Origin of the sequence: Erythrobacter sp., from assembly GCF_023653175.1 — a bacterium.
Lineage (GTDB): Bacteria > Pseudomonadota > Alphaproteobacteria > Sphingomonadales > Sphingomonadaceae > Erythrobacter.
Map to the genome: position 1 here is coordinate 1 of NZ_JAMNXL010000185.1, position 7,052 is coordinate 7,052.

Annotated in this window: 5 protein-coding genes; 3 read left to right on the top strand and 2 right to left on the bottom strand. The window is 68.0% G+C overall.

All coding sequences use genetic code 11. The features are described 5' to 3' along the window. On the bottom strand, positions 1-931 hold a 931-nt coding region (locus NBV68_RS16145), incomplete at its 3' end, for a CHASE3 domain-containing protein (RefSeq protein WP_296311715.1). Between the two features lie 45 nt (positions 932-976). Next, the gene (locus NBV68_RS16150; RefSeq protein WP_296311717.1) at positions 977-3,475 is read right to left on the bottom strand and encodes a TonB-dependent receptor; all 2,499 of its coding nucleotides are present in this window, start codon (positions 3,473-3,475) and stop codon (positions 977-979) included. 270 nt (positions 3,476-3,745) lie between these two features. Here NBV68_RS16150 and NBV68_RS16155 point away from each other — a divergent pair, with 270 nt between their 5' ends. From NBV68_RS16155 to NBV68_RS16165, 3 genes are all read left to right on the top strand, one after another. Further along, positions 3,746-4,828 carry a DUF2332 family protein gene (locus NBV68_RS16155; protein WP_296311720.1) on the top strand — a complete coding sequence of 361 codons (1,083 nt, stop codon included), beginning with the start codon at positions 3,746-3,748 and terminating at the stop codon, positions 4,826-4,828. 140 nt (positions 4,829-4,968) lie between these two features. Beyond that, positions 4,969-5,949, top strand: a complete 981-nt coding sequence (locus NBV68_RS16160; RefSeq protein WP_296311723.1) for a TonB-dependent receptor plug domain-containing protein — start codon at positions 4,969-4,971, stop codon at positions 5,947-5,949. 96 nt (positions 5,950-6,045) lie between these two features. Further along, a partial coding sequence (locus NBV68_RS16165; protein WP_296311726.1) for a TonB-dependent receptor occupies positions 6,046-7,052 on the top strand: 1,007 nt, incomplete at its 3' end.

Consider the following 7,052-nt stretch of genomic DNA (forward strand, 5'->3'; position numbering starts at 1 on the left):
AAAGCCGCTCGAGCGCCTCGTTGAAATCGCTGGCGAGCGACTGGAAGGCGGGCGGCATGCCGGTGAGGCGCACGGTGAGGTCGGAGCGGGCGACCGCGGCAAGGTGCTGGCCGATCCGTGCGACCGCCTCCTCGCGCTCGGCGACAGCGCGCTGGCGCTCGATCGCTGCGTCGCGGAACACCAGCATCGCCTGCGCCATCGCGCCCAATTCGTCGCCGCGCGTGGTTCCGGGGATGACGACATCGGTCGACCCCTTCGACAGGTCGGTGACTGCCCGGGTGAGGTCGACGATCGGCCGGGCGATCGAACGGGTCAGACCGCGCGCCAGCACAAGCGCAAGGCCGATCAGGATCGCCGCGCCAAGGCCCAGCGCGGCCCACGCCATGGTCATGGCGGTGGCTTGCCATGCGCTTTGCGCCTCTATCGCGGTGTGCTGGGCATCGCGGATGTCGCGCAGCGGGTTGACCGCGTCGCTGACCAGCACCTTCTTGCCCGCTGCGCGGATCGCCGCCTGTGCCGCGTCGCGATTGCCGGCCTTGACCACCCCGACATACTTGTCGCCCCAGTCGCGCCGCCATTTGAGGGTTTCATCGCGACTGGTGCGGACCTTTTGCGCGAGTGGTGAGCCGGCCAGCGCCGCTTCCAGTTGCTGCGAGGCCTTGTCGTAATCGTCGCGGCCTTCGTAGTAAGACTTGAGGTAGCTCTGATCGGCGGTGACCAGATACCCGCGCAACTGGCTGTTCTGGCGCAGCAGCGATGTCTCCAGCAACAGCACGTCGGCAAGGATCTCCTGGCTCGCGGTGTTCTTCGCCGTCACCGAGGAGATCATCGCGAGGCTCACCGCGCAGGCGACCATCACCGCTGCGGCCACCACGTTGAGCAGCACGAAGGACGCGCCGAGGCGGCGGGGGATGTTCATCCGGTCAAGCATGGCAGGGGTTCCTCTCGTCCATCATTGTGCCGTCCCGGCGGATGCTCAGAAGCTGTAGCGTAGCGAGGCGGTGACGGTGCGACCGTTCATCACCTGCGCGTTGGTGAGCCCGGAGGCGGGGATCGTCGGGGCCTGGAGCGAGACCACGGCGAGGCGGTCGAAGAGGTTGAAGGCATTGACCGCGAGGGTCACACCCTCGGCCGGGCGGAATTGCACGAAGGGGCTGACGATCACGTAGCCGGGCTGGACCAGCTGGTTGGTGTCCTGCGCGAAGCTTTCGGAGGTGCCGTTGATGGCGGCGCCGAAGGTGACCGTGCCGATCTCGGCCGAGGGGCGCAGAAAGAAGGCGAAATCGGGGATGTGGCGCGGGGTCAGCCCGTTGAAGGCCGGATCGATGAGGTCTTCGTCGATGCTCGCATCGGTCCAGGTCGCGCCCGCCACCAGCGTCAAGGGGCCGCGGCGCCATTCGCCCTCGAATTCGAGGCCCTTGGCGCTGTAGGTGCGCTCGATCTGCTGGACGAAGGCCTGGCCGGTCGCATCGGCGGTGATCTGCGCGTTGCGCTCGTCGGTCGAGGCCCAGAAGCCGGTCAGGAAGAGGCTGAGGCCGCCCCTGCGGTATTTGACCCCCGCCTCGGCCTGCTTGACGATCGAGACGAGCAGATCGGAGTTGTTCGGGTGCCCGGCGAGGGGATCGAGCGTTTCGGTGCCGATCACATTCTCCGCGCTTGCCCGACCCCCGCGGCTGAGCCGCGCAAAGGCCGACAGGCTCTCGGCAAAGCGGTAGTTCACCCCCGCCGACCACGAGAGGTAATCATAGCCGTAATCCACCGCTGCCGGGCGGGTCAGCGGCAGGATCGGCACGCGGCTTTCGTCCACCGAGATCTGGCCGTTGCCATTGACGTCGAAGGGCGCAAACAGCGGGCGGCCGTCACCGAAGCCGGGCGAGAAGACCTGGCCCGAGACATCGCCCTTGTCCCAGCGGACGCTGGCGCCGACGGCGAGCTTGCCGATCTGGAAATTGACCGATCCATAGGGTGCGATCACGTCGCAATCGACGTCGTAGCGGTTGTGGTAGATGCTGAACGGCAGGCCCACCGCAAAGCCGTAGGCAAGCGTGCCCGCGTCGGTCACCGGAACGCCGGTGGCGGTAGTGATGTTGACCGGCGCGCTGAGCCCGCCGCCGGCGAGGTCCTGCAAGGTGCTGGTGAAGTTCCAGAACATCCGGATCTGCTGCATCGAGGTGTAGACGCCCGCCGTGGTGGTGAGCTTGCCGCCGCCCACGTCCCACACCCGAGTCGCGCGCAGATCATTGGTGGCGTTGTCGAGGCTTTCGAGATCGGCATGGAGCCGCACCGAAAGCGCCAGCAGCCGCGCATCGGTGATCGCCTGCCCGCTCAAGGGCCCGGCGGCATAGCTGAGCCGCGCGCCCGGTCCGCCGAACTGCGCAAAGAACGGCGCTGGCGCGGTCACGAAGGGCACGGTGTCGTTGTAGGCGCCGCTGATGTCCGAGAAGCGGAAGCGGTCGGTGACGGTGAAGCCGGCCACGTCGAACTGGGCCTCGAGCCCGAAGGCGGCAACCCTCGCGGCAAGCCCGTCGCGCATGTCGATCACGGTAGGGCTGTTGTTGCGGTCGACCTCGGCATAGGAGGCGGTGAGCGGGGAGAGATAGGCCCGCTCGCGGATGTCGTAGCCCGGCAGGAAGCCGATCTGCGGGTCGGCGTCGGTGCCCCCGACCGTCACCGGCAGGGTGCTGTAATTGGGCTGCCTGTCATCGAGATACTTGCCGTAGAAGCGGATGTAGCCGCCTTCGAACTCCTTGGTGAGGTTGACCTTGATCTGGCCGCCGGAAAAGCCGTTGAAGCCCAGCTCGCGCGGGCCTTCGCCGCTGCGGTAGAAGCCGCCGACATGGAAGCGCCAGCCTTGCCCGAGCGGGCTGCCACAGGCAAAGTCGATGCGTTTGAGATCATGGCCGACGCCGCTCGACACCTGCACCGTGCCCCCCGCGGTCTCGCCGGTGCGCGAGATAAAGTTGATGAGCCCGCCCGGCGAATTCGAGGCGAAGGTCGAGGCCGAGCCGCCGCGGATCGCCTGCACTTGGGCAAGCGTCAGGTCGGCGCGCAGGAACTGGTCGATCCCGGCAAACTGGATGTCGCCGAATTCGAGCACCGGCAGGCCGTCTTCCTGAAGCTGGAGGAATTTCGAACCCTCCGCCGCCAGCGGGAGGCCGCGGATGGTGATCGCGGAATAGCCGTCGATGTCGGAGGTTTCCGAACGGATGCCTGGGATGTTCTGCATGATCCCGGCAATCGAGCTGACCGACAGCTGGGCAAGGTCGTGGTCGTCGAGCACGCTCGCCGAGATCGCGGTGTCGAGCAGGTCGCGGCCCTTGGCGACGCCGGTGGTGAAGGTCTTGGCGGCAGGTGCCGGGGCGGGGGTTTCGCCGGATTCTTCGGGGGCTTCGGCGCCGGTATCCTCGCGGGCATGAGCCGGAACGGCGGCGGTGGTGGCGAGCAGGGCGGCGGTAAAAGCGATCGAAAGGCGCATGCCTCGGGCACTCCGGTTGGTTGGCAAGAGCAGCACGTCGCCGGATAGGATCGGGGGCTTTAACTATGCCGACCGGCCCGGCTCGGTATTGTCACGGGGACGGGCAGGGGTCTGCGGGATCGCCGGGCAAAGCGCTGTTCCTGCGGCTTTTCCCTAGGCGGTGGCCAAGGAAAGTTGGTGCCCCCGGCCTATGCAGGGCGTCCCCTTCAGCGATGCCCGGCGGCGCCCTTGTCCTTGATGTTTCCTCCCCATGCCCTTGTTCCCCAGCACGTGCCCCGTGCTGCCGGAGAACCTGCGCGCGCGGTGCGCCAGTTGCGGATCGAGGCGGCCAAGGCGCATGGCTTCGGCAAGCCGCGGGCGGCTGCGCTGATGGCGGCGCTCGCGCGGGTGCTGCCGCAGACCGGCGGGCCGGTGTTCGCAGGGATAGAGACCTGGCCGGGCGATCTGGCCTCCGACGGGGTGATCTTCCGCCTCAATGCCGGGCTCCACGCGCTGGCGCTCGCCGGGCGCGAGGCGGGGGTGCTGGGAGCGCTGTACCGGGGCGGCGCGATGCCCTCGACCTTCGCGCTCGAGGCGGCGCTGGCCCATGCGCTCGATGTGCATGGCGGGGACCTGCTCGGCTGGCTTGCGCATCCCACACAGACCAACGAGGTCGCAAGGGTCGCGGGGCTGGTCGCCGCGCTGCTCGAACTAGGTCGTTCAGCGGCGCTGCCCTGCGAGGTGCTCGAACTGGGCGCGAGCGCGGGGCTCAACCTCAATTTTCCGCATTATGCGGTGCAGCTGGGCGCGGTGCGCGCCGGCGCAGCCACCAGTGCGGTGACACTTGCGCCGCAATGGCGCGGCGGCGGTGCCCCGGAGGGCGCGCTGTCGGTAACGGCTGCGCGGGGCGTCGATCTCCACCCGCTCGATGCGGGCCTCGAGGCCGACCGGAAGCGCCTTGCCGCCTATCTGTGGCCCGGCGAGACCGCTCGCGCCGCGCGGCTGGCGGCGGCGATCGGGATTGCGCAAACCCACCCGCCGCAGGTCGATACGGGCCTCGCAAGCGCGTGGCTGCTGCAGCGCTTCGCCGAGCCCCAGCGCCGCGGGGTGCGCCGCGTGGTGTTCCACTCGATGGTGCTGCAATATGCAAGCGCGGCGGAGCGCGCCGCGATCGACCGCGCCTTTGCGCTGGCAGGCGCGCGCGCGGAGCCCGACCGCCCGCTGGTGCGCGTCAGCATCGAATGGCGCGCGGATCGCGCGGCTGTGGAACTCAGGATCGCGCAATGGAACGGCGCGGGGAACGGCGGCGAGGCGCGTCTCGCCGCGCTGTGCCATCCCTACGGCGAATGGATCGACTGGCGCGGCCTCACCTGAAGCTGACCTGCGGTTGTTCCCTAGCGCCAGTCCCTAGGCCCCGCTTTGCCCCCCGCCAATAGGCTCGGCCCTAGTGCGCAAGGCCGCACTCGATGAAGCCGGGCTGGAGGTAGTCCCGGCAAAACGGGGGGAGACATGCCATGAAAACCAGAGTCAGACTGCTGCTGTTCGTCGCCACCACCGCTCTCGCCGCACCGGCCTTTGCCGAGGAGAGCGGCGAGCGCGGGGAAAGCGCCGAAGCCGAAACGGATGCCGAGCAACCCGCCGCGCCCGCCAAGCCCGCGGCCGAAATCTTCTCGACCGGCATGGCCAAGGGCCGCGACCGGCTCGACAGCGCGACCTCGACCAGCGCCTTGAAGGGCGACGACATCCAGCGCTTCGGCCCGCGCGCCTTGGGCGACGTGCTGCGCACCATGGCGGGCTTGCGTGTTGCCACGGGGATCGGCGAGGGCAACAACAACTACACCGTGCGCGGCCTGCCGCTCGCGGCCGGTGGCTCCAAATACATGCAGTTCCAGGAAGACGGTTTGCCGGTGCTCGAATTCGGCGACCTCTTCAATGTCGCGACCGATGTCTATCTGCGCAACGACTTCACCGTGAGCGCGATCGAGACGATCCGCGGCGGCTCGGCCTCGACCTTTGCGTCCAATTCGCCGGGCGGGATCGTCAACCTCATCTCGCGCACTGGCGAGCAGGAAGGCGGCCGTGCGCAGTTCTCGAGCGGGCTCGACTTCGACGAGAAGCGCCTCGATTTCGATTATGGCGGCAGGCTGGGCGAGAACACCCGTTTCTACATCGGCGGCTTCTACCGTCAGGGCGAAGGGCCGCGCGACATCGGCTTCACCGGCTGGCGTGGCGGGCAGATCAAGGCCAATATCACCCGCAGCTTCGAGGGCGGCTATGTGCGCGCCTATTTCAAGCTGCTCGACGACCGTTCGCCAACCTTCGCGCCCTATGCGGTCAGCATCACCGGCACCAACGATGCGCCGGTGATCCACAGTTTCCCCGGCTTCGACCTGCGCTCGGATTCGACCCTGTCGGGGTTCCTCGGGCCGGTGATCACCCTCGATCGCAACAACCAGCCGGTCGCGCTGCCGATCGCGACCGGGCAGAGCGCGTAGTCGAAGTCGATCGGCTTCGAGGCGCAGTTCGATGTCGCCGGATGGACGATCACCGAGAAGGCGCGCTACGCGGTCAATGGCGGCGATTTCAGCCGCATGTTCCCCAACCGCCAGAACACCGTCACCGCCTTTGCCAATTCGATCGGCGGGGCGGGATCGACCGCGGCCTATGCCAGCGGGCCGCTCGCCGGGCAGCCGATTCCGGGGGGCGCGCTGATCAACGGCAATGGCCTGCTGTCGCTCTACTTCGTCAGCTTCGTGCGCGCGCGCTCGCTCGACAACTTCACCAATGATCTGCGGGCCAGCAAGGTGTGGGAGGTGCCCGCATTCGGAGGCACCGGCAAACTGACCACCACCGCCGGGCTCTACTACGCCACGCAGGAGCTCGACACCACCTGGCTGCACACCGCGATGATCATCGATGCGGCCGGCGGCGGGCAGACCGCGCAGGTCGACATCTTCAACGCCGCCGGCCAGCCGCAGACGCTGAACGGCTATTTCGCCTTCGGGCGCGAGAGCAGCCTGTTCCGGCGGATCTTCGATGTCGATTACCGCGTGCTGGCACCCTATGGCTCGGTCAACTTCCACATTGGTAAGCTGGCCGTCGGCGGGTCGTTGCGCTATGATAGCGGGCGGGTGCGCGGGCAGTTGTTCGGTGCCGATCTCGGCGGCGGGCGTGTGGGGCTCACCAGCTTCGACTTCAACCGCGACGGCGTGATCGTCCCGGCCGAGGGGCGCACCGCCTTCCTGCCGCTGGATCGCCCCGCGCCGGTGAGCTACGATTACGGCTACCTCAACTACTCGGTCGGGGTGAACTACCGCGTGGCCGAGCCGTTCTCGGTCTTCGCGCGCTACAGCAAGGGTGCCCGCGCTGCCGCCGACAAGGTGCTTTTCACGCCCACGGTCGACAGCCTGACCGGCAATGTGCCGAGCGGCGACCGCCAGGACGACGTGATCCAGTACGAGGCCGGCTTCAAACTGCGCCGCGGCGGGATCACCGTCAACGGCACGGTGTTCCACGTCGAGGCCGAGGACCAGAACGTCCTCAACGGCGCGGCAAATGCCACCAACCGCACTTACGAGGCGGAAGGCATGGAGCTGGA

What these genes read in the sequence shown, in the direction of transcription:
- NBV68_RS16150 (WP_296311717.1), bottom strand. Translation starts at nt 3,475, where the DNA reads ATGCGCCTTTCGATCGCTTTTACCGCCGCCCTGCTCGCCACCACCGCC.
- NBV68_RS16160 (WP_296311723.1), top strand. Translation starts at nt 4,969, where the DNA reads ATGAAAACCAGAGTCAGACTGCTGCTGTTCGTCGCCACCACCGCTCTC.